We start from the raw sequence: 20562 nt of genomic DNA, 5'->3' as shown, positions 1-20562 counted from the left end.
AGGTGTCCCTCCTTTACAAAGATGGTAAAAGAATAAGGTTGTGCAACAATTGTACAACCTGTAAATATTTCTAATGCATATTTATACGAAACGTATTTTAAAATATAAAAACGTCGTTAGTATCCGAGATAGAGTTTTCGACAAAAAAACAAATGTGGACAACTATTTACCCACATGTGATTTAAACTATCCACATGTTATGCACAAATTGTGGATAAAATAAAGGTGTGGAAAACTTATTCAAAGTGAAAACACAACTATAATATCAAAAAAAAGCAGCTATAGCAATGAATTTAAGAAAGTTATCCACAAAATCAATACCTTGTGGAATAAACTTGTCCACAATACGATATACTGTGTAAAAGTAAAAAAAGAGTTTGTGGATACAAAAAAGAGAAAATATATTTATCCACAAGGAAATATAGGGACTGTGAAAAAGTGTGTGAATAGGTTAAAAATGAATATTTGATGAAAATTTCGAGAACCATTGACATTTTCCTATTTGATTTACTATAATTTATTAGACTGTCTTTAACAGATATTCCTCAGGGAGGTGTCATATAATGAAAAGAACTTACCAACCAAATAAACGTAAGCGCAGCAAAGTACATGGTTTCCGCAGCCGTATGAGCACAGCAAACGGACGTAGAGTGCTAGCAGCTCGTCGTCGTAAAGGAAGAAAAGTATTATCTGCGTAGACCACTGATCGTTCAGTGGTCTTTTTTTCTAATAATAATGAGTTTCTGCTGATGAGATACAGGAGTGTCAAATGATATGAAGAAAAAAAATCGTATAAAAAAGAATGATGAATTCCAGGCTGTTTTCCAAAAAGGACAATCGAATGCCAATCGCCAGTTTGTTGTATACAAATTAGATAAAGAAAAACAGCCGCATTTTCGCATTGGTCTTTCTGTTAGTAAGAAAATAGGAAATGCAGTAGTTCGTAATCGAATTAAGCGTATGATTCGCCAATCGATTATAGAATTAAAAGATGAGATAGATTCTGGAAAAGATTTTGTTATAATAGCAAGGAAGCCTTGTGCAGAGATGACATATGAAGAGTTAAAGAAAAGCTTAATTCATGTCTTTAAACGCTCTGGTATGAAGAGAATAAAAAAGTAGCGTAAGGAAATGAATTACACTATATACATACCGAAACAAGGAGGAGCAAGCTTTGAAAAAGAAAATAGGTTTATTAGCCATGGTTATTATGTTAATGGCAATCGCTACCGGCTGTAGTGAAACAAATCAGCCGATTACACCGAAAAGCACTGGGATTTGGAATGAATATTTCGTATACCCGCTTTCTCAGTTAATCACGTATTTTGCAAATTTATTTGGTAGTAATTATGGTTTAGCAATCGTTGTTACAACTCTTATCATTCGTTTTGCATTATTACCATTAATGATTAAACAAACGAAGAGTACGAAAGCAATGCAGGCGTTACAACCAGAAATGGTGAAATTAAAAGAAAAGTACAGCTCAAAAGATCAAGCAACACAACAAAAATTACAACAAGAAATGATGCAGTTGTATCAAAAAAATGGTGTAAATCCATTAGCAGGATGTTTACCAATATTTGTTCAGATGCCTATCCTATTCGCTTTTTATCATGCGATTATGAGAACGGCAGAAATTAGTAAACATACATTTTTATGGTTTGATTTAGGACAGGCAGATCCTTACTATATCCTTCCAATCGTTGCGGCTATTACGACTTTTATTCAGCAAAAGCTTGCAATGGCAGGAACGGCTGGGCAAAATCCGCAAATGGCAATGATGATTTGGCTTATGCCAATTATGATCTTAGTCTTTGCAATTAACTTCCCAGCAGCACTATCATTGTACTGGGTAGTTGGTAATATCTTTGGTATCGCTCAAATGTATATGATCAAAGGGCCTGAAATTAAGGCTAGTAAGGCAGGAGGATCAAGCAAGTGAGTATAATTACTGCTAAAGGACAAAGAGTCGAGCTGGCAGTACAAGATGCTTTAAGACAATTAAATGTTTCGAAAGATCGAGTAGATATAAATATTATCGATGAGGGTAAGAGGGGATTCCTGGGTTTATTTGGGAATCGACTCGCTGTAGTAGAAGTTGTATTGAAAAAAGATCCAATCCAAGAATGTGAAGAGTATTTAAAAAATGTTGTTCAAAATATGGGTGTGGAAGTTGAGATTAGAAAAATTGTAAAAGGACGCGAAGTTGAATTTACAATTTTTGGTGAAAACATTGGTGTTTTAATTGGTAAAAGAGGTAATACATTGAATTCCTTACAGTATTTAACAAAACTTGTTGCGAATCGTAATACAAAGCAATATATTGGTATTACACTGGATGCTGAAAACTATCGTAGTAAAAGAAAAAATACGTTAGAATCTCTTTCTTATCGATTAGCAAAACAAGTAGTGAGTACGAAAAAAAGGGTTGTTCTAGAACCAATGCCTTCTTTTGAACGAAAAATTATTCACCAAGCATTATCTAATCATCAAAATATCATTACAACTTCTGAAGGGAAAGAACCACATCGGTATGTTGTAATATCTTCCAAGTGACCGGTTACTCCATTGAGTGCCGGTTTTTTTGAGGAGAAAATAAGTGTGGATAACTAAAAAACACTAAATTTATCCACTGTGAATAAGTTTAGTGTTTTTTACATAAGGACATAATAAAATGAGTTATTATTCTTTTGTAGATAGGTTCGTTATGGTATCCTAATAATTTAGTGACGGAAAAAATTCATGTTGAAATAGAGATAAATAAGCAAGTGAGGTGAAAGGACATGGAATTTGATACAATTGCCGCAATTTCCACAGCACTTGGGGAAGGTGCAATTGCCATTGTTCGAGTAAGTGGGGATGATGCGATTGAGAAAGTCAATCGTATTTTTAAAGGGAAGGATTTAACACAGGTTTCTTCTCATACAATTCATTATGGTCATATTGTCGATTTAGATACAAATCAAGTTATTGAAGAAGTTATGGTATCCATTATGCGTGCACCAAGAACTTTTACGCGTGAAAATATAGTAGAAATTAACTGTCATGGTGGACTTGTTTCGGTAAATAAAGTATTACAGCTTATTTTAGCACAAGGAGTACGACTGGCAGAGCCTGGTGAATTTACAAAACGTGCTTTTTTAAATGGACGTATTGATTTGTCACAAGCAGAAGCTGTTATGGACTTAATCCGTGCAAAAACAGATCGTGCTATGAATGTAGCGATTAACCAAATGGAAGGACGATTATCTAAATTAATCGGCCATCTGCGTCAAGAAATATTAGAAATATTAGCTCATATTGAGGTGAATATAGATTACCCAGAATATGATGATGTAGAAGAGATGACGCATAATATTTTAATTGAGAAAGCTACACATGTCCGTGCTGAAATTAAAAAGATATTAGAAACATCGAAGCAAGGAAAGATTTTACGTGAAGGCATTTCTACCGCGATTATCGGTAGACCTAACGTTGGGAAATCATCGCTATTAAATAGTCTTGTTCAGGAGAAAAAGGCAATTGTAACTGATATTGCAGGAACAACTCGTGATGTTATTGAAGAGTACGTTAATGTGCGTGGTGTACCACTTAAACTTATAGATACAGCCGGAATTCGTGAAACGGAAGATGTTGTTGAACGAATTGGTGTAGAGCGTTCGAAGGAAATGATGAGCCAAGCAGACTTAGTGTTAATTGTAGTGAACTATAGCGAGGCTTTAACAAATGAAGATGAGGATCTATTCCGTGCCGTACAAGGAAAAGATTTCATTGTCATTGTAAATAAGACAGATTTACCGCAAGAAATTGATATGGAACGTGTTACAGATTTAGCGGTAGGCAATCGTGTTATTACAACATCGTTAATTGAGGAGCAAGGAATAGATGAGCTTGAAAAGGCAATAGCTGATTTATTCTTTGAAGGAACAATTGATTCTGCGGATATGACATACGTGTCTAATGCAAGACATATCGGATTATTAACACAAGCAGGAAAAACAATTAATGATGCAATTGAAGCGATAGAAAATGGTGTTCCGATTGATATGGTTCAAATTGATTTAACAAGAACGTGGGAAATACTTGGTGAAATTACTGGTGATACTGTCCATGAAAGCTTAATTGACCAATTGTTCTCTCAATTTTGTTTAGGAAAATAAAGTGAAACTTTAATCAGAGATGATTTAGTAAGATAGAGGTTATTAGGAGGAATAAACAATGGGATACAATGCCGGTTCATATGATGTCATAGTAATCGGTGCAGGTCATGCAGGATGTGAAGCTGGTCTTGCGGCAGCACGAATGGGCTCAAAAACATTAATGTTAACAATTAACTTAGATATGGTAGCGTTCATGCCATGTAACCCTTCTGTTGGTGGACCAGCAAAAGGGATTGTTGTTCGTGAAATTGATGCATTAGGCGGAGAAATGGGACGCAATATTGATAAAACACATATTCAAATGCGTATGTTAAATACGGGTAAAGGACCAGCTGTACGCGCGCTTCGTGCACAAGCTGATAAATTCTCTTACCAGCATGAGTTAAAGAAAACAATTGAAGAAACACCAAACTTAACGTTGTTTCAAGGTCTGGTAGAGCGTTTAATTGTTGAAGATGGTGTATGTAAAGGGGTAATTACGCAAGCTGGTGCCGAATACACAGCGAAAACAGTTGTAATTACAACGGGAACATTTTTACGTGGTGAGATTATTATGGGAGATTTAAAATATTCAAGTGGTCCAAATAATCAGCAACCATCTATTACGTTATCTGAACACTTAGAGGAACTTGGTTTTGATCTTGTTAGATTTAAAACAGGTACACCTCCGCGTGTAAACAGTAATACGATTGATTATAGTAAAACAGAAATTCAACCAGGTGATGATAAGCCACGTGCTTTCTCTTTTGAAACGACAAAATTCATTATGGATCAAATTCCATGTTGGTTAACGTATACAAGTACAGAAACACATCGTTTAATAGATGAAAACTTACATCGCTCAGCTATGTATTCTGGTATGATTAAAGGAACAGGGCCTAGATATTGCCCTTCAATTGAAGACAAGGTAGTAAGATTTAATGATAAACCACGTCATCAAATTTTCTTAGAGCCAGAAGGACGTAATACGCAAGAAGTATATGTACAAGGCTTATCGACGAGTTTACCAGAAGATGTACAGCGTGCAATGCTTAGAACAATTCCTGGCCTGGAAAATGTTGAAATGATGCGTACGGGTTATGCAATTGAATATGATGCAATTGTACCAACTCAACTATGGCCAACACTTGAAACGAAAAAAATTAAAAATTTATATACAGCAGGACAAATTAATGGAACTTCTGGTTACGAAGAAGCGGCAGGACAAGGGCTTATGGCTGGAATTAATGCAGCGTGTCGTTCTTTAGGTAAAAAAGAAGTTATTTTAGGTCGCGCTGATGCATATATTGGTGTCTTAATTGATGATCTTGTAACAAAAGGCACAAATGAACCATACCGTTTATTAACGTCTCGTGCAGAATATCGTTTATTATTACGCCATGATAATGCAGATCTTCGTCTAACTGAGGTTGGGCGTGAAATTGGTTTAATTAAAGAAGATCGTTATGAGAGATTTACAAATAAAAAACTACAAATTGAACAGGAAAAGGAACGGTTAGAGAGTATTTTTATTAAACCGCGTCCTGAAGTTCAAGAATTAATTCGTAGTATTGGTGGAAGCGAATTGAAAGATGGAATACGTGCAAGTGACTTATTACGTCGTCCAGAGATGACATATGAGCATATTCATCTTTTAGTACCAAGTGAATTAGAATTAAATGATGAAATTACAGAACAAGTTGAAATTCAGATTAAGTATGAAGGATATATCGAGAAATCTTTACAGCAAGTAGAACGCATGAAGAAAATGGAAAACAAAAAAATCCCTGTGGATATTGATTATGATGCGATTTCTAGCCTTGCCACAGAAGCGAGACAGAAATTGAAAGATGTTCGTCCACTTTCGATGGGGCAAGCTTCACGTATTTCTGGCGTAAATCCAGCTGATGTTTCTATTTTGCTTATTTACATTGAACAAGGAAAAATTGCACGAGTATCGAACCAATAAATAGTAAGGAGATATTGCTAGATGAACATAGAACAATTTCAATCTATGCTAGAAGAGAAGGGTATTTCCCTCTCTTCTAGACAGTTAGAGCAGTTCGAAATCTATTTTGAAACGTTAGTAGAGTGGAATGAAAAAATGAACTTAACGGCTATTACGGAGAAAGAGGAAGTATACTTAAAACACTTTTTTGATTCTGTTACAGCGGCTTTTTATTATGATTTTTCGAAACCATTTTCTATTTGTGATGTTGGAGCAGGAGCTGGCTTCCCAAGTATCCCTTTAAAAATCTGTTTCCCGCACTTAAAAGTAACAATTGTAGATTCATTACAAAAACGTATTAATTTCTTAAATCACTTAGCGCAAAAGTTAGAATTAAGTGATGTTGCATTTTGTCATGATCGTGCTGAAACATTTGGAAAAAAAGAAGGTGTACGTGAAGCATACGATATTGTAATGGCACGTGCAGTTGCACGTCTTTCTGTATTAAGTGAGCTATGTTTACCACTTGTAAAAGTAGGGGGAACATTCATTGCAATGAAAGGTGCAGCGGCGAAAGAAGAAATCGAAAATGGCAAATATGCTTTAGAGGTACTTGGCGGAGAATTGAAAGAAATGTCTACGTTCCAATTACCGTTTGAAGAAAGTGAGCGTAATATTTTATTAATCGAGAAAAAGCGCAAGACACCAAAGAAATATCCACGCAAACCGGGAACGCCCAATAAATTACCTATTGAAAAATAAATCTTATTAGACGTAAGATTAAATTATATAAATGAAAACGTAAATGTTTCATAGGAAACATTTTATGTAGAACAGTCAATAGGCCTAAAAGGTGGTGGAATATGTATGAAAAATACGTTTTCTCGTTTATTTGGCTTTGGAGATAAAGAGAGCGAATTCGAATTACAAGACGAAAGCCATGAAGAAATAGCTAAAAAGGTATATGAAGAAATACAGGAAATTCCGATAGTAAACATTACCCCTAACCGTTATCAACCACGAACAGTTTTTGACGATGCACGTATTGAGGAGCTAGCATTAACGATTCGTACACATGGGCTTATCCAGCCGATTGTTGTGAGACAGTATGAGGATGATAAGTACGAGATTATTGCCGGGGAAAGGCGTTTCCGCGCAGCAACAAAGTTAGGGTGGGAAAAAGTTCCTGCAATAATAAAGAATTTAAATGATACTGAGACAGCTTCTGTAGCGTTAATTGAAAATTTGCAGCGTGAGGAATTAACAGCAATTGAGGAAGCTGTGGCATATCAAAAGCTGATTGAGTTACATAATTTAACACAAGAAGCATTGGCACAACGACTTGGAAAAGGACAATCGACAGTCGCAAATAAATTGCGATTATTAAAATTGCCTGAAGAAATCAAAGGTGCATTATTAGAAAAAAGTATTACAGAACGGCATGCTCGCGCCCTTATTCCTTTGAAAAATGAGGAATTACAACTGAAGGTTTTACAAGAGATTGTGGAGAAGCAATTGAATGTAAAGCAAACAGAAGAACGAATTGCAAAGTTACTAGAAGAAGTAAAACCAAAGCGCAAAGCGAAGCAAAAAGCAGTAAGTCGAGATGCAAGAATTGCTATGAACACAATTAGACAATCATTACAAATGGTTGCTAACAGTGGTTTGAATGTTAATTCTGCGGAAGAAGAGTTTGATGAATACTATCAAATTACGATTAAAATTCCGAAGAAAAAATAATTACGTGCTAGAGACCTTATCCTATTGGAGAGGTCTCTTTTACTATATTTTCTTGTTAAAGCAAGAAGGAGTTTGGAAATAAATTTTGAAGTTTAATAAGGACGTAAAAGAAAAACTTTTATTTCATGTTACAATAAAAGTAATTGTTTCTAGAATAAGAAAGGTTGAAAGTAGGTGACATCGTGGGAAAAATCATTGCTATCGCTAATCAAAAAGGCGGTGTTGGAAAAACAACAACATCCGTTAATTTAGGGGCTGGATTGGCACAAGTAGGAAAAAAAGTCCTTCTCGTAGATATTGATGCTCAAGGAAATGCAACGACTGGTGTAGGAATTGAAAAGTCTGAATTAGATCAATGTATTTATAATGTTCTTGTGGAAGATGCAGATGTTCAAGGCGCTATACGGAAAACCGCAACTGAAAACTTAGATGTTCTACCCGCTACAATTCAATTGGCTGGCGCTGAAATTGAATTGGTACCAACCATTTCCCGGGAAGTACGCTTGCAAAGAGCATTACAGCCAATTCGTGATGAATATGAGTATATTATTATTGACTGTCCCCCATCCTTAGGATTATTAACGATTAATGCATTAACAGCAGCAGATTCTGTTATTATTCCTGTACAGTGTGAATATTACGCGCTGGAAGGGTTAAGTCAGCTATTAAATACAGTTCGACTTGTGCAAAAGCATTTAAATAAAAATTTAGCAATTCAAGGTGTATTGTTAACGATGTTGGATGCTCGTACAAATTTAGGAATTCAAGTTATAGATGAAGTGAAAAAATACTTTAGGGATAAAGTATATCGTTCGATTATTCCTCGTAATGTTCGCTTAAGTGAGGCACCAAGTCATGGAAAACCAATTATGCAGTATGACGCTAAATCAAGAGGAGCAGAAGTATATTTAGATTTAGCAGAGGAAGTGATTGCAGGTGGCTAAGGGATTAGGAAGAGGAATCAATGTGTTTTTTCCAGATTTAGATGTGAAAGAAGAAGAAACGATTCAGGAGATTATAGTAACTGAATTAAGGCCGAATCCATATCAACCACGTAAACATTTCAATAAAGAAGCGATTCAGGAATTAGCGGCTTCTATTAAAGAGCACGGTATATTGCAACCGTTAATTGCTCGAAAGAGTATTAAAGGATATGAAATAGTTGCAGGTGAAAGAAGATATCGTGCTGCTAAAGAGGCCGGACTTGAGAAAGTGCCTGCTGTCGTAAGGCAATTAAATGAGCAGCAAATGATGGAATTTGCTTTGCTTGAAAACTTACAACGAGAAGATTTAAATCCTATGGAAGAGGCAATGGCATATCAGATGTTAATGAACGAGCTAAATGTAACACAAGAACAATTAGCAAAACGTCTTGGTAAAAGCAGGCCTTATATCGCAAATTATACTCGATTGTTAAGCCTCCCTTCATTCGTTCAAGATATGATTGCAAACGGTCAGCTTTCAATGGCTCATGGAAGAACTTTACTTACAATAAAAGATGAAGAACAGTTGAAATCTTTATTGAAGCGAATTGAAAAAGAAGGACTGAATGTTCGCCAATTGGAACAAATTGTCCAGGAAATTAATCAACGTGTTTCACGTGAAACACAACAAGTGAAAAAAGAAAGAAATATATTTTTTGTAGAGCGTGAAACATTTTTAAGAGAAAAGTTTGGTACGGATGTAAAGATCAAAGAAACGAAAAAAGAAAAAGGTAAAATCGAAATCGAATTTTTTAATAAAGAAGACTTAAATCGAATTTTAGAATTATTATCAAAGGGAAATTAAAAAGCAAACCATCTTATTGTTTATAGATGGTTTGCTTTTTTTAATGCAGATAATTTTTGGTCTGTTTCTTTTATACTTTGTGCAATTACATCAGCCATCTTCATGACTAAACTTAGTCTTGTATTTTGAAGTACGAAAAACTCCATGAAACCATTTAAATTTACGATGCCATGAATATGCAAATCACCAATTTCAGGTAATTTCTTATTCATCGCAGCTCCAGGTTTACTGGGCCCCTTTCCGGTAGTTATAGAACCGATACTTTGAGATTTTCCTAAACATGCATCAACAGCAATAATAAATGAAGTAGGATTTTCTTTCTGTATATTCTGAATTTTATCTTCTAAGTTTAGTGCATGTATTGGTTCGTCTAGTGTGCCGAACACTTGAAGGTTTTTGATTTCAATTTGTTCTAGTTTAGTACCAACTAATGGACCAAGTGCATCACCGGTGGAACGGTCTGTTCCGATACAAACGAGAATGAGTGGTATATTAGTCTTAATGGGAATATGGGAAAGTAAGAAATTGCTGATTGTCTCAGAGGCTTCTAAGTCATGATGCATAACATTTTGAGTTTCTTTTTCAAAAAAAGGTAAGCGAAAACTTCTAATATTCATGAAGCACCCATCCTTTTAATAAATTTTCACAATATGTTATATGGTGTCTGAAATGGAAAATTATAAGTGCATACTTTTTGCAAACTGTGAATGAAAACAGAAATAATAGTACTAGTATATATATATTCGTCTCATTTTATACCTGAATGGAAGTTAACAAATGGAATTAAAGTCATAAATTTTTTTCAGAAATCAGAGAGAGTTCTGATACAATAATAAGGATAACTAAAAAGAGATTTTAGCTGGAGAGGTAGAGGGACATGGATGTAGCGTTGAAATGGTTTGAGTCCATTGATTGGACGAATATAGGTGTGAAATCACTAAAAATAATCGTTATTTTAATACTTGGTGCAATCGTTGTGCGAGTTGCGAGGGCAATTGTACGAAATGCGTTTCGTATGGGAAGCCGTTCGCCGATTCAAATTTCAGAACGTCGTACAGTTACGGTAGCGAAGTTGCTTGAAAATATTGTGGCATACGTTGTTATGTTCATTATGTTAATTGCAATTTTAGGTGTGTTTGATATTAATGCGTCAGGTCTATTAGCCGGTGCCGGGGTAATTGGTTTAGCAGTCGGTTTTGGTGCACAAAGTTTAGTTAAAGATGTTATTACAGGATTATTTATTTTGTTAGAGGATCAATTTTCAGTAGGTGATTATGTAAGAATAGGTCAATTTGAAGGAACTGTTTTGGAAATTGGACTACGTACAACGAAGATGAAAAGCTGGACAGGTGAAATTCATATAATACCAAATGGTAGTATTGTACAAGTAACGAACTTTTCCGTTAGTAATAGTGTAGCATTTGTTGATGTATCTATTTCTTATGAAAGTGATATAGTACGAGCGGAGCAAGTTATTGAAGATTTATTAGTGGAATTACCAGAAAAATATGAGAAAATGGTAACAACACCTCAATTGCTAGGTGTTCAAACACTGGCAGCGTCTGAAGTTGTATTACGTGTTATTGCTGAAGTTGAGCCGATGCAGCATGCAGTTATTGCGAGGGCTCTTCGCAAAGAGATTAAAAATCGTCTTGATTTACATGGGATTGAAATTCCATACCCACGTATGGTTTTATATAGTCGCGAAGAATTAGTTAGTGAAAAAGCAATTTAATAGTGGGAGGGATTTAAAGAATGGAGCAAAAGCAATATAACTTGTACGATGTTGTGGAAATGAAGAAAGCCCATCCATGTGGTGAAAATCGCTGGAAGATTATTCGTATGGGAATGGATATCCGCGTTAAGTGCGAGGGGTGTGACCATTCGGTAATGATTCCTCGAAGAGAGTTTGATCGCAAGGTAAAAAAAATACTTGTGAAGCATGAAGAATAGTGAAAAAGCAACAGCTGCAGTAGACAGCCGTTGCTTTTTTTCATTTGGTGGAAACTTGTCATTTTTTTCGTTACTATCTATAATGATGAAAGATTGAGACATAGGAGTGAAAAATATGGGATTAACGGCTGGGATTGTTGGATTACCTAACGTAGGGAAGTCCACTTTATTTAATGCAATTACACAAGCAGGAGCAGAATCTGCGAACTATCCATTCTGTACAATCGATCCAAACGTAGGGATTGTAGAAGTACCAGATGAGCGTTTAAATAAATTAACGGAATTGGTAGAACCGAAAAAAACTGTTCCGACTGTATTTGAATTTACTGATATCGCAGGTATCGTAAAAGGTGCAAGTAAAGGTGAAGGGTTAGGAAATAAATTCTTATCTCACATTCGTCAAGTAGATGCAATTTGCCAAGTTGTTCGTTGTTTTGAAGATGAAAATATTACGCACGTTTCAGGAAAAGTAGATCCAATTGATGACATTGAAACAATCAACTTAGAGCTAATCTTAGCGGATTTGGAATCTGTTGATAAACGTATCGAACGAGTTGCGAAGTTAGCAAGACAAAAAGATAAAGAAGCTGTATATGAGCATGAAATTTTAGTTCGTTTAAAAGAAGCTTTTGAAGAGGGAAAACCAGCTCGTACTGTTGAATTTACAGAAGAGCAAATGAAGATTGTTAAAGGCCTTCATTTACTTACAACGAAAGAAATGCTGTACGTAGCAAACGTAAGTGAAGATGATATTATGGATCCTTCTGACAATAAATATGTACAAATGGTAAAAGAATTTGCAACAAATGAAAATTCACAAGTAATTGTTGTATGTGCAAAAATCGAATCAGAAATTGCTGAGTTAGATGAGGAAGAGAAGAAAGTATTTCTTGAAGAACTAGGTATTGAAGAATCTGGTTTAGATCAATTAATTCGTGCTGCATATGACTTATTAGGACTTGCTACTTACTTCACAGCTGGTGTGCAAGAAGTACGTGCATGGACGTTTAAACAAGGTATGAAAGCACCACAATGTGCTGGTGTTATTCATACGGACTTTGAACGTGGATTTATTCGTGCGGAAACAGTTTCTTATACTGATTTAATGACAAATGGCTCTATGACAGCTGCAAAAGAAGCTGGTAAAGTACGTTTAGAAGGAAAAGAGTATATCGTAAAAGACGGAGATGTTATGCACTTCCGCTTTAACGTTTAATTTAATATTTCCTAGGAAAAATAAAGATATAGACTTGGCAAATATATTATATGTTTGCCAAGTTTTTTACGTATTGGTGAGTTGATTCATATAACTTACTATGATATAATCTAAACTCGTGAGTAATTACTATAAATTAATTGCTCCTTGCCCATTATGGGCCGTTTAGACCAAAAGGAGGTGAAAGTGTAATGAGAAAGTACGAAATTATGTACATCATTCGTCCTGGCGTTGAAGAAGAAGCTCAAAAAGCTTTAGTTGAACGTTTCGCAGGTGTTTTAACAAACAATGGTGCAGAAATCATTAACACAAAAGAGTGGGGTAAGCGTCGTTTAGCTTACGAAATCAACGACTTACGTGAAGGTTTCTACATGATCTTAAAGGTGAACTCTAATTCAGAAGCGATTAACGAATTCGACCGTTTAGCTAAGATCAACGAAGATATCCTTCGTCATATCGTTGTTAAAGAAGAAGAAAAATAATTAAGATATATAGGGAGAGTGGTTCGATTGATGAATCGTGTTATCCTCGTTGGTCGTTTAACTAAGGACCCTGACTTACGTTACACGCCCAATGGTGTTGCAGTAGCTACTTTTACGTTAGCTGTGAATCGCGCATTTGCGAATCAACAAGGTGAGCGTGAAGCTGACTTTATTAATTGTGTAATATGGCGTAAACAAGCAGAAAACGTGGCAAATTATTTGAAAAAAGGTAGCTTAGCAGGCGTAGACGGACGTCTTCAAACTCGTACTTACGATGGACAAGATGGTAAACGTGTATATGTAACAGAAGTTCTTGCGGAGAGCGTACAATTTTTAGAGCCGCGTAATGGCGGTGGGGAGCAACGTGGTTCATTCAATCAGCAACCATCAGGAGCTGGTTTCGGTAACCAAAGCTCTAACCCATTTGGTCAATCTAGTAATCCGGGTAACTCAGGTAACTCAGGTAACTCAGGTAACACTGGATTTACGAAGAATGACGATCCATTTTCGAATGTTGGTCAACCGATTGACATTTCGGATGACGATTTACCATTTTAATGGTATGAATCGGATATTTTTAACAAAGAATGGAGGGAATAGACATGGCAGGACGCAAAGGTGGACGTGCGAAACGTCGTAAGGTGTGTTTCTTCACATCTAACGGCATCACTCGCATTGACTATAAAGATGTTGATTTATTAAAACGTTTCGTTTCTGAGCGCGGTAAAATTTTACCACGTCGTGTAACAGGAACAAGCGCGAAATACCAACGCAAACTTACAGTTGCAATTAAACGTGCTCGTCAAATGGCACTTTTACCATATGTTGGTGAATAATAGCGTATGAAATGCACAGTAGAGTCGGACTCTACTGTGCATTTTGCTATGCTTTTCTTTTTTGAGAGAGAGGTTGAATGATGAAAAACACGAGATTTATTACTGAGGGTGCAGCGTTATTGGCTATATATGCAATTTTGTTGCTTATATCTATGTATGTTCCGATTTTAGGTACAATGGTAACGTTTGTGTTGCCGTTACCATTTATATTATTAACAGTAAGACATAAACTATCTAATATACTCGTTATTTTTGTAGCGGCACTTTTTATTACAGTTATTGTGAGTCAGCCGATTAGTCTCATAAAGACAGTGATGTTTGGATTAATAGGTGTTGTATTAGGGTATATGTATAAAAAAGGGAAAAAACCAGTGGAGATATTGATAGCTGGAACGCTTGCATATTTAATTGGTATGATGCTCATTTATGTTGGAAGTATAAAATTTTTCAACATAGATTTAATGAAGCAAATGCAAAATATATTTAGTGAAAGTATGGCGCAAAGTGAAAAGATAGCAACTGCTGCTGGTATGCCAGTTAGTAAGGAACAAAAAGAGTTATTTGCACAAATGAATGATATATTACAGACGTTATTTCCAAGTATACTTGTACTAGTTTCTGTATGTTTTTCTTGGATCACAGTGCTAATATCAGGTAGTGTTTTGAGAAAGTTAAAGCACGACGTTACACCTTGGCCTAAATTTAAAGATATACAATTGCCAAAGAGTATTGTCTGGTATTACGTCATATTTATTTTGTTAGCAACTTTTATAAAAGTAGAACCAACATCATATTTACATATGGTATTTTCTAACCTATATGTAATCTTTGCTTTGCTGCTCGTATTGCAAGGATTAACGTTTATCACCTTTTTAGCACACAGAAAAGGTTTTACGAGGGGTATTCCTATTATTAGTTTTATTGTATGTATGTTTATTCCAATGCTGTTTCCTCTTGTGACAATCTTAGGTATAATTGATTTAGGGATTTCATTGCGTTCTAAAATAGGGGAATAAAATAATATTCCTTACACTATTTTAATTTGTTTAACTAACTGGAAGGTGAGTTAGTTTTACTTTATAGGAGTTGTATACATGCCTGAATTTTATAAGAAACAGTGGTTTTTATATCCTGTTTACGTATTGGCATTTTTTGTGTTGGTGCTAATCTCGATTCTCTGTTATTTCCACTTAATTATGGGGATATCTTCCTTTTTTGTTTTTAGCATCGTTTTCTTTTTAGTTATACGATTTGAACTTACCTTTCAAAGGAACTTTGAAAAGTATACGACAGATATGATTACTAGGGTAAAAAAAGTGAGTAACGAAGCATTCAACCAGATGCCAATCGGTATATTGTTATACAATAAGGAGTATGGGATTGATTGGGCAAATCCTTACTTGTCTTCATGTTTGGGGCAACACGCATTAGCTGGGTGGCATCTGTACGATGTATCAGAAACATTACTCCTTTTTATTAAAGGAGAGACTTCTGATGATATAGTATCTTTAAATAGTCGGAAGTTCCGTGTGTTTGTAAGGAAAGAAGAAAAACTAATTTATTTTTTTGATGTAACTGAGCAAACAGAGATTGAAAAAATGTATGAGGATCAGCGCACTGTTTTGGCTGTTATTTATTTAGATAATTACGATGAAGTTACACAAGGGTTAGATGATCAATTACGTACGAATATAACAAGTCTTGTGACGTCACGTCTAAATGAATGGGCCGTTAAGTATGGTGCATATTTGAAACGTGCATCTTCAGAAAGATTCTTCGTTGTACTAAATGAAAGTATTTTAGCGCAAATGGAGAAAGGGAAATTTAGTATTTTGGATCAAGTGCGTGAAGAAACATCAAAAAGGAATATACCACTTACATTAAGTGTTGGTGTTGGCTCAGGTGATTTACCTTTATCGGAGCTTGGAGCGATGGCTCAATCTGGTTTAGACCTTGCATTAGGACGAGGAGGAGACCAAGTAGCTATTAAACAAGCAACGGGTAAAGTTAAGTTTTACGGTGGCAAGACGAATCCGGTCGAAAAGCGTACTCGTGTACGTGCTAGAGTTATTTCGCATGCATTAAAGGATTTAGTATTAGAAAGCAGTAATGTCATTATAATGGGGCATAGAGCCCCTGATATGGATGCGATTGGTGCGGCGATTGGTATTTTAAAGGTAGCTCAATTAAATGAGCGCAAAGGATATATTGTATTAGATGAAAATGATTCTGATAAAGGAATCAAGCGTTTGATGGATAAAGTGAAACAAAATGAAGAGTTATGGTCACACTTTATTACACCAGGGCAAGCGATGGAATTTGCAAATGATGATTCATTACTTGTTGTTGTTGACACGCATAAACCTTCAATGGTGATGGATGAAAAACTGTTACATAAGATTGAAAATGTAGTAGTTATTGACCATCATCGCCGTGGAGAAGATTTCATTGAAGATCCATTACTTGTTTATATGGAACCGTACGCTTCTTCAACGGCAGAGCTTGTTACAGAGTTACTTGAGTATCAACCGAAAAATTTAAAGATGACAATGTTAGAAGCAACGGCATTGTTAGCTGGTATTATTGTTGATACGAAAAGTTTTACATTCCGTACAGGCGCTCGTACCTTTGATGCCGCTTCTTATTTACGCTCGCATGGCGCAGACACTGTACTTGTACAAGAACTTTTAAAAGAAGATATGGGTCAGTATTTACGAGTTGCAAAAGCCATTAAAAATGCGTACATTTATAAAAATGGAATTGCGATTGCTAAAGTTGATGGTGATGAATATTATGACCAAGTACTTATTGCGCAATCAGCAGACACATTATTGACAATGACAGGTATCATTGCATCGTTTGTTATTGCAAAACGTGGAGAAAATTTCATTGGAATTAGTGGTAGATCTTTAGGTGAATTGAATGTACAGCTAATTATGGAGAATTTAGGAGGTGGCGGGCACTTAACAAATGCAGCCACACAAATGAAAAATGTTACAGTAGATGAAGCGGAGGAGAAGCTTCAATTTGTTATTGATGACTATTTACAGGGAGGCACACAATCATGAAAGTAATTTTTCTAAAAGACGTAAAAGGTAAAGGTAAAAAAGGAGAAATAAAAAACGTACCAGATGGTTATGCAAATAATTTCTTATTAAAACAGGGGTTAGCTGCCGAAGCGACAAACAGCAGTATGAAAACTTTAGATGCTCAAAAGCGCAAAGAGGAAAAAGATGCAGCAGCAGAGCTTGAAAGTGCAAAACAATTAAAAGAAACATTAGAGAAATTAACTGTAGAATTAAAGGCGAAATCTGGAGAAGGTGGCCGTTTATTTGGTTCTATTACAAGCAAACAAATTGTAGATGCAATGCAAAAATCACACAAGATTAAACTTGATAAACGTAAATTTGAAATGGACGATGCAATCCGTGCATTAGGTTATACAAAAGTCACTGTAAAATTGCATCCGCAAGTAACAGCGGCAGTAAAAGTTCATGTTAGTGAACAATAAAAATAAATTAAGCAAGGAGGATTGCGCATGAGTGATGTACTGGCTGATCGTACCCCTCCGCATAATATAGAAGCAGAGCAGGCGGTTTTAGGGGCTATATTGATTGATCAAGATGCATTAACGTCAGCATCAGAGCTGTTGCTACCTGACTCGTTCTATCGAACGAAACATCAAAAGATTTTTGAAGTCATGCTTGGGTTGTCTGATAAGGGAGAACCAATAGACTTAGTAATAATGACATCAGCGATGGCTGATCAAGGGTTACTAGAAGAAGTTGGTGGGGTTTCTTATCTAGCAGAATTAGCAGAAGTTGTTCCAACAGCTGCTAACGTAGAATATTATGCACGCATCATCGCTGAAAAGGCACTTTTACGTCGTTTAATTCGAACGGCAACTCATATTGTATCGGATGGATACGAGCGAGAAGATGATGTGGATGGCCTTTTAAATGAGGCTGAGAAAAAAATATTAGAAGTATCACATCAAACAAATGCAAAAGCATTCCAAAACATTAAAGATGTTCTTGTAGATGCTTATGATAAAATTGAACTTTTGCATAATCAAAAAGGTGAAGTTACTGGGATACCAACTGGATTTACTGAATTAGATAAGATGACCGCGGGTTTTCAGCGAAATGATTTAATCATCGTAGCAGCGCGTCCGTCGGTGGGGAAAACTGCATTTTCATTAAATATCGCACAAAATGTAGCGACGAAAACTGATGAAAATGTAGCGATTTTTAGTTTGGAGATGGGCTCTGATCAGCTTGTTATGCGTATGCTTTGTGCAGAAGGAAATATTGATGCGCAAAGACTTCGTACCGGTTCATTAACTTCTGATGATTGGGCGAAATTAACAATGGCGATGGGTAGCCTTTCTAATGCTGGTATATATATTGATGATACACCAGGGATTAAAGTAAATGAGATTCGAGCAAAATGTCGTAGATTAAAGCAAGAACAAGGTCTTGGGATGGTTTTGATTGACTATTTACAGCTTATTCAAGGAAGTGGGAAATCAGGAGAAAACCGTCAGCAGGAAGTATCTGAGATTTCTCGTACATTAAAAGGGATTGCACGTGAATTGCAAGTACCTGTTATCGCCTTGTCGCAGTTATCTCGTGGTGTAGAATCTCGTCAAGATAAACGTCCGATGATGTCTGACATTCGTGAATCAGGAAGTATCGAGCAGGATGCTGACATTGTAGCCTTCCTATATCGTGAAGATTACTATGATCGTGAAACAGAAAATAAAAATACAATTGAAATTATCATTGCAAAACAACGTAATGGTCCAGTAGGTTCAGTAGAGCTTGCGTTTGTTAAGGAATTTAATAAATTCGTCAACTTAGAACGCCGCTTTGAGGATGGACATGCACCGCACGCATAAAGGCAGTATAAAAAAGAAACACATTTCTTATAATAAGATGTGTTTCTTTTTTTTTATATGAAAGATAGGGCTTTCATAAGGTGAATATGTAATTCTTACGAACGAAAACGTTTTTCGATAAAAAAATGTTCGCTTTTTGGTTGACTTCTTTTTCTGTTTTGGTACAATTATATTGTTTGAATAGATCGTTTGAAAATTGCGGAGGTGCTTTAATAATGTCTTCAGTAGTAGTTGTAGGAACACAATGGGGCGACGAAGGAAAAGGTAAAATCACTGATTTTCTTTCTGAGCATGCGGAAGTAGTTGCAAGATATCAAGGTGGAAATAACGCGGGACATACAATTGTTTTCGGCGGAGTTAAATATAAATTACACTTAATTCCATCTGGTATTTTCTATAAAGAGAAAATTTGTGTAATCGGAAATGGCTTAGTAGTAGATCCGAAAGCATTACTTGAAGAGTTAAAATACTTACACGATCGTGGTGTAAGTACTGATAATTTACGTGTAAGTAACCGTGCGCACGTTATTTTACCTTATCACTTAAAACAAGATGAGTTAGAAGAAGCGAGTAAAGGTGATAACAAGATCGGTACAACGAAAAAAGGTATCGGTCCTGCATATATGGATAAAGCTGCTCGTATTGGTATCCGTATGGCTGATCTTTTAGACCGTGAAGCATTTAAAGAGAAGCTTGAGCGCAATTTAGTGGAAAAAAATCGTTTGTTTGAAAAAATGTACGATACAGAAGGTTTCAGCGTAGAAGAAATCTTTGAAGAGTACTTCGAATACGGACAACAAATCGCACAGTATGTATGCGATACATCTGTCGTATTAAATGATGCACTAGATAACAATCATCGTGTATTATTTGAAGGTGCACAAGGTGTTATGCTTGATATTGACCACGGTACGTATCCATTCGTTACATCTTCTAACCCAATTGCTGGTGGTGTAACAGTTGGAACTGGAGTTGGTCCTGCGAAAGTTACTCGCGTTGTAGGTGTATGTAAAGCATATACAAGCCGTGTAGGTGATGGTCCATTCCCTACGGAACTTAATGATGAAATCGGTCATCAAATTCGTGAAGTTGGTCGTGAATACGGAACAACAACTGGTCGTCCGCGCCGCGTAGGTTGGTTCGATAGCGTTGTTGTAAGACATGCACGTCGTGTTAGTGGTTTAACAGACTTATCATTAAACTCTATCGATGTATTAACAGGTATCCCAACTCTTAAAATTTGTGTTGCTTACAAATACAATGGCGAAGTTATCGATGAAGTTCCAGCTAACTTAAACATTTTAGCGAAATGTGAGCCTGTATATGAAGAGCTTCCAGGTTGGACAGAAGATGTTACTGCTATGAAATCATTAGATGAACTTCCTGAAAATGCAAGAAAATACGTAGAGCGTGTTTCTGAATTAACAGGAATCCAATTATCTATGTTCTCAGTTGGACCAGATCGTAATCAAACAAATATCGTTCGTAATGTATACGAAGCTTAATTGATATAAAAAATTGATTCTTTTAAGAAAAAACTCATGTTTTCATGAGTTTTTT

At 35.9% G+C, this 20562-nt stretch carries 22 protein-coding genes; 21 read left to right on the top strand and 1 reads right to left on the bottom strand.

What is annotated here, in order from left to right; translation table 11 throughout:
• Positions 1-563 precede the first annotated feature (563 nt).
• From rpmH to spo0J, 10 genes are all read left to right on the top strand, one after another.
• A complete protein-coding gene (gene rpmH, locus MHB76_RS26100; RefSeq protein ID WP_002068706.1) occupies positions 564-698 on the top strand; it encodes a 50S ribosomal protein L34 in 135 nt (44 codons plus the stop codon).
• 76 nt (positions 699-774) lie between these two features.
• A complete protein-coding gene (gene rnpA / locus MHB76_RS26095) occupies positions 775-1122 on the top strand; it encodes a ribonuclease P protein component (RefSeq protein ID WP_002089963.1) in 348 nt (115 codons plus the stop codon).
• 52 nt (positions 1123-1174) lie between these two features.
• Positions 1175-1942, top strand: coding sequence for a YidC family membrane integrase SpoIIIJ (gene spoIIIJ / locus MHB76_RS26090; RefSeq protein WP_002144555.1), 768 nt, complete (start codon positions 1175-1177; stop codon positions 1940-1942).
• Positions 1939-2556 (top strand): RNA-binding cell elongation regulator Jag/EloR, encoded by a 618-nt coding sequence (gene jag / locus MHB76_RS26085; protein ID WP_078175139.1) that lies wholly within the window; start codon positions 1939-1941, stop codon positions 2554-2556. The genes spoIIIJ and jag overlap by 4 nt, the downstream gene beginning before the upstream one ends.
• Before the next feature lie 227 nt (positions 2557-2783).
• Positions 2784-4160 carry a tRNA uridine-5-carboxymethylaminomethyl(34) synthesis GTPase MnmE gene (gene mnmE / locus MHB76_RS26080; RefSeq protein ID WP_078175138.1) on the top strand — a complete coding sequence of 459 codons (1377 nt, stop codon included), beginning with the start codon at positions 2784-2786 and terminating at the stop codon, positions 4158-4160.
• A 58-nt stretch (positions 4161-4218) separates the two neighbouring features.
• The gene (mnmG, locus tag MHB76_RS26075) at positions 4219-6108 is read left to right on the top strand and encodes a tRNA uridine-5-carboxymethylaminomethyl(34) synthesis enzyme MnmG (RefSeq protein ID WP_002159664.1); all 1890 of its coding nucleotides are present in this window, start codon (positions 4219-4221) and stop codon (positions 6106-6108) included.
• A 21-nt stretch (positions 6109-6129) separates the two neighbouring features.
• On the top strand, positions 6130-6849 hold the full coding sequence (gene rsmG, locus MHB76_RS26070; RefSeq protein WP_078175137.1) for a 16S rRNA (guanine(527)-N(7))-methyltransferase RsmG: 720 nt from the start codon (positions 6130-6132) through the stop codon (positions 6847-6849).
• A 105-nt stretch (positions 6850-6954) separates the two neighbouring features.
• The gene (noc, locus tag MHB76_RS26065; protein ID WP_078175136.1) at positions 6955-7827 is read left to right on the top strand and encodes a nucleoid occlusion protein; all 873 of its coding nucleotides are present in this window, start codon (positions 6955-6957) and stop codon (positions 7825-7827) included.
• A gap of 182 nt (positions 7828-8009) precedes the next feature.
• On the top strand, positions 8010-8771 hold the full coding sequence (gene soj / locus MHB76_RS26060; protein ID WP_002016469.1) for a sporulation initiation inhibitor protein Soj: 762 nt from the start codon (positions 8010-8012) through the stop codon (positions 8769-8771).
• Positions 8764-9615 carry a stage 0 sporulation protein Spo0J gene (spo0J, locus tag MHB76_RS26055; RefSeq protein WP_171902578.1) on the top strand — a complete coding sequence of 284 codons (852 nt, stop codon included), beginning with the start codon at positions 8764-8766 and terminating at the stop codon, positions 9613-9615. The genes soj and spo0J overlap by 8 nt, the downstream gene beginning before the upstream one ends.
• A gap of 20 nt (positions 9616-9635) precedes the next feature.
• Here the strand turns inward: spo0J and yyaC are convergent, their stop codons facing one another.
• Complete coding sequence (gene yyaC / locus MHB76_RS26050; RefSeq protein ID WP_204209716.1) at positions 9636-10232, bottom strand: spore protease YyaC; 597 nt, start codon at positions 10230-10232, stop codon at positions 9636-9638.
• 260 nt (positions 10233-10492) lie between these two features.
• On the opposite strand from yyaC, the gene MHB76_RS26045 reads away from it, so the two are divergent.
• From MHB76_RS26045 to MHB76_RS25995, 11 genes are all read left to right on the top strand, one after another.
• Positions 10493-11350, top strand: coding sequence for a mechanosensitive ion channel family protein (locus MHB76_RS26045; protein WP_016106799.1), 858 nt, complete (start codon positions 10493-10495; stop codon positions 11348-11350).
• 20 nt (positions 11351-11370) lie between these two features.
• Positions 11371-11568: a DUF951 domain-containing protein gene (locus MHB76_RS26040; protein WP_000436054.1), complete on the top strand. Its 198-nt coding sequence runs from the start codon at positions 11371-11373 to the stop codon at positions 11566-11568.
• Positions 11569-11683: 115 nt separating this feature from the next.
• On the top strand, positions 11684-12784 hold the full coding sequence (ychF, locus tag MHB76_RS26035) for a redox-regulated ATPase YchF (protein ID WP_002159666.1): 1101 nt from the start codon (positions 11684-11686) through the stop codon (positions 12782-12784).
• Between the two features lie 191 nt (positions 12785-12975).
• Positions 12976-13266, top strand: a complete 291-nt coding sequence (gene rpsF, locus MHB76_RS26030; protein ID WP_002144565.1) for a 30S ribosomal protein S6 — start codon at positions 12976-12978, stop codon at positions 13264-13266.
• A gap of 27 nt (positions 13267-13293) precedes the next feature.
• Complete coding sequence (ssb, locus tag MHB76_RS26025; protein ID WP_002159667.1) at positions 13294-13824, top strand: single-stranded DNA-binding protein; 531 nt, start codon at positions 13294-13296, stop codon at positions 13822-13824.
• A gap of 44 nt (positions 13825-13868) precedes the next feature.
• Positions 13869-14102 carry a 30S ribosomal protein S18 gene (gene rpsR, locus MHB76_RS26020; RefSeq protein ID WP_000918874.1) on the top strand — a complete coding sequence of 78 codons (234 nt, stop codon included), beginning with the start codon at positions 13869-13871 and terminating at the stop codon, positions 14100-14102.
• Between the two features lie 80 nt (positions 14103-14182).
• Positions 14183-15118 (top strand): YybS family protein, encoded by a 936-nt coding sequence (locus MHB76_RS26015; RefSeq protein ID WP_078175133.1) that lies wholly within the window; start codon positions 14183-14185, stop codon positions 15116-15118.
• A 78-nt stretch (positions 15119-15196) separates the two neighbouring features.
• The gene (locus MHB76_RS26010; RefSeq protein WP_078175132.1) at positions 15197-17170 is read left to right on the top strand and encodes a DHH family phosphoesterase; all 1974 of its coding nucleotides are present in this window, start codon (positions 15197-15199) and stop codon (positions 17168-17170) included.
• Positions 17167-17613 carry a 50S ribosomal protein L9 gene (rplI, locus tag MHB76_RS26005; RefSeq protein WP_002144568.1) on the top strand — a complete coding sequence of 149 codons (447 nt, stop codon included), beginning with the start codon at positions 17167-17169 and terminating at the stop codon, positions 17611-17613. Before MHB76_RS26010 ends, rplI begins: the two co-directional genes overlap by 4 nt.
• Before the next feature lie 27 nt (positions 17614-17640).
• Positions 17641-19002, top strand: a complete 1362-nt coding sequence (dnaB, locus tag MHB76_RS26000) for a replicative DNA helicase (RefSeq protein ID WP_002113222.1) — start codon at positions 17641-17643, stop codon at positions 19000-19002.
• Between the two features lie 215 nt (positions 19003-19217).
• A complete protein-coding gene (locus MHB76_RS25995) occupies positions 19218-20507 on the top strand; it encodes an adenylosuccinate synthase (RefSeq protein WP_002138921.1) in 1290 nt (429 codons plus the stop codon).
• Positions 20508-20562 lie beyond the last annotated feature (55 nt).

It is taken from the genome of Bacillus sp. FSL M7-1345 (assembly GCF_038006985.1).
Taxonomy (GTDB): domain Bacteria; phylum Bacillota; class Bacilli; order Bacillales; family Bacillaceae_G; genus Bacillus_A; species Bacillus_A cereus_U.
The sequence above is the reverse complement of the archived record's forward strand: the minus strand, read 5'-3'. Positions and strand labels throughout refer to the sequence as shown.

Excerpts from the sequence above, each read along its gene's own strand:
- ychF (WP_002159666.1), top strand. The coding sequence starts at position 11,684 with ATGGGATTAACGGCTGGGATTGTTGGATTACCTAACGTAGGGAAGTCC.
- MHB76_RS26040 (WP_000436054.1), top strand. The coding sequence starts at position 11,371 with ATGGAGCAAAAGCAATATAACTTGTACGATGTTGTGGAAATGAAGAAA.
- mnmG (WP_002159664.1), top strand. The coding sequence starts at position 4,219 with ATGGGATACAATGCCGGTTCATATGATGTCATAGTAATCGGTGCAGGT.
- noc (WP_078175136.1), top strand. The coding sequence starts at position 6,955 with ATGAAAAATACGTTTTCTCGTTTATTTGGCTTTGGAGATAAAGAGAGC.
- MHB76_RS26010 (WP_078175132.1), top strand. The coding sequence starts at position 15,197 with ATGCCTGAATTTTATAAGAAACAGTGGTTTTTATATCCTGTTTACGTA.
- MHB76_RS26045 (WP_016106799.1), top strand. The coding sequence starts at position 10,493 with ATGGATGTAGCGTTGAAATGGTTTGAGTCCATTGATTGGACGAATATA.
- mnmE (WP_078175138.1), top strand. The coding sequence starts at position 2,784 with ATGGAATTTGATACAATTGCCGCAATTTCCACAGCACTTGGGGAAGGT.
- yyaC (WP_204209716.1), bottom strand. The coding sequence starts at position 10,232 with ATGAATATTAGAAGTTTTCGCTTACCTTTTTTTGAAAAAGAAACTCAA.
- rplI (WP_002144568.1), top strand. The coding sequence starts at position 17,167 with ATGAAAGTAATTTTTCTAAAAGACGTAAAAGGTAAAGGTAAAAAAGGA.
- dnaB (WP_002113222.1), top strand. The coding sequence starts at position 17,641 with ATGAGTGATGTACTGGCTGATCGTACCCCTCCGCATAATATAGAAGCA.
- MHB76_RS25995 (WP_002138921.1), top strand. The coding sequence starts at position 19,218 with ATGTCTTCAGTAGTAGTTGTAGGAACACAATGGGGCGACGAAGGAAAA.
- rpsR (WP_000918874.1), top strand. The coding sequence starts at position 13,869 with ATGGCAGGACGCAAAGGTGGACGTGCGAAACGTCGTAAGGTGTGTTTC.
- MHB76_RS26015 (WP_078175133.1), top strand. The coding sequence starts at position 14,183 with ATGAAAAACACGAGATTTATTACTGAGGGTGCAGCGTTATTGGCTATA.
- rsmG (WP_078175137.1), top strand. The coding sequence starts at position 6,130 with ATGAACATAGAACAATTTCAATCTATGCTAGAAGAGAAGGGTATTTCC.
- rpsF (WP_002144565.1), top strand. The coding sequence starts at position 12,976 with ATGAGAAAGTACGAAATTATGTACATCATTCGTCCTGGCGTTGAAGAA.
- rpmH (WP_002068706.1), top strand. The coding sequence starts at position 564 with ATGAAAAGAACTTACCAACCAAATAAACGTAAGCGCAGCAAAGTACAT.
- rnpA (WP_002089963.1), top strand. The coding sequence starts at position 775 with ATGAAGAAAAAAAATCGTATAAAAAAGAATGATGAATTCCAGGCTGTT.